This window comes from Blautia sp. An81 (genome assembly GCF_002161285.1).
Taxonomy (GTDB): domain Bacteria; phylum Bacillota; class Clostridia; order Lachnospirales; family Lachnospiraceae; genus Blautia; species Blautia ornithocaccae.
On record NZ_NFHH01000066.1, the window covers coordinates 1 to 1,568 of the forward strand.

2 protein-coding genes are annotated in these 1,568 nt (G+C 46.0%); both read right to left on the reverse strand.

The features are described from left to right. Positions 1-237: 237 nt before the first annotated feature. A complete protein-coding gene (locus tag B5G33_RS20820) occupies positions 238-612 on the reverse strand; it encodes a TnpV protein (RefSeq protein ID WP_001129922.1) in 375 nt (124 codons plus the stop codon). Continuing rightward, positions 593-1,525 (reverse strand): hypothetical protein, encoded by a 933-nt coding sequence (locus B5G33_RS20825; protein ID WP_242974804.1) that lies wholly within the window; start codon positions 1,523-1,525, stop codon positions 593-595. Before B5G33_RS20825 ends, B5G33_RS20820 begins: the two co-directional genes overlap by 20 nt. Positions 1,526-1,568: the final 43 nt, after the last annotated feature.

Genomic DNA, 1,568 nt, shown 5'->3' on the forward strand with positions numbered 1-1,568 from the left:
TGGGTTGACAACCCTGGATGCACTATATCTGTCCGAAAAAGAGGTTGAAAATCTCTTCAAAAACTGTATGCTGCTTGACTCCTGAGTACTAGGATTGGAGAAAAACGACGGAAGTCAGGATTTATTAACTCCTTGTATAATACTGAATCTAATTATATTCCTTAACCCTTTATTTGTCAAGCTGACAAACTAAAGCAGAAAAAGCGGCAGGATTTCCCCCTGCCACTAATCATCTGTTTATGCAAAAATAATTTCCTTTTCCACAATCTCCCTCGCACAAGCCCTTATGTTATTGAGGCATCCTGTCCATTCTAAGGCGTTTTCTGCCTTTAGCTGTTCCGTTATGCCCTGTGCCTGTTTCATACCCTCTATGAGCCTTTCAAAGCGTTCCTGTGCCTGTCTGTTGATGTCGGCAAGGTAGGCGTTTAGCCTGCCGCTTGTAAGAAGATTGGTGTATGTAACTTTACGGTACTGTTTTAGATAATCTAAATGCCGTTGCCCCCAGATGCCTATTGCCTGTTCTTCTTCGGCGGGTACAGTTAAGCACGGTATCAAATAATCCCCTTGCCTTTCGTATTTGCCGCCCAGTTCCTCAAATAATGATTTTGCCATTGTCTGTTACCTCCACATTCTTTTTTATTTTGAATGTCCGCAAAATCCGTCCTACATCAGACGGACGCCAGGGCACATCCAAATGGTGTAATGCAATCAATCTGTCCTGTACGTTGGTTCCGGCTCCCATTTTGGCAGTAGAACCCAACAAAAAACGAACCTGTCCGCTTCTTACCTTTGCAAACAGCTCCGCTTTCCTTGTTTCCGTATTGGCATCATGGATAAATGCGATTTCTTCCGGTGGGACACCCTTCTCTATCAGCTTGTTGCGAATGTCCTCATAAACATTGAATGTACCATCTCCTTTCGGTGTCGATAAGTCACAGAAGATAAGCTGTGCCGACTTCTGTTCCTTTGTTTCCTCCCAAATCTCAAATGCCTTGTCCACACAGGTGGTGGCTTTGGAATTATCCTCATCGGGAAGCATGTCATTGATTAAACGCTGGTCTAATGCAAGTTTTCTTCCGTCATTGGTGATTTTGAGCATATTGTCAACCGTTGCATCTACTCTGCGGTCACGTACTGCTTCCGCACGATCCGCAAGGGACTGTACCATTTCTTTCTGGTACTCGCTCGGCTTTAGCACCACGTTCTCATACTCTGCTTCCGGTACAGGCAACTTTAGCATATCCGGTGTCTGAATATCCGCACTTTCCTTGAAAAGTGAAATCAGCTCCGGCAGATTGAAGAACTTGGCAAACCTTGTCTTTGCCCGGTATCCGGTTCCCTCCGGTGCAAGCTCTATGGCGGTCTGCGTTTCTCCGAAAGTAGCCGCCCAACTGTCGAAATTGCCAAGACCAAGTTTCTGGAGCGTACCGTATTGCAGATAGCGCATATTCGTATAAAGCTCATAAGGTAGGAAACGCCACGCCATACTTCCTTTCGTCCGTGGTCTTGGCGTAACCCCCTCCAGAACCGTGCTTACACCTCTCGATGTACACGGCTCGCCATCTTTC

Bases quoted from the DNA above. Each gene is read 5' to 3' on its own strand.
- B5G33_RS20820 (WP_001129922.1), bottom strand. From the start codon at position 612: ATGGCAAAATCATTATTTGAGGAACTGGGCGGCAAATACGAAAGGCAA.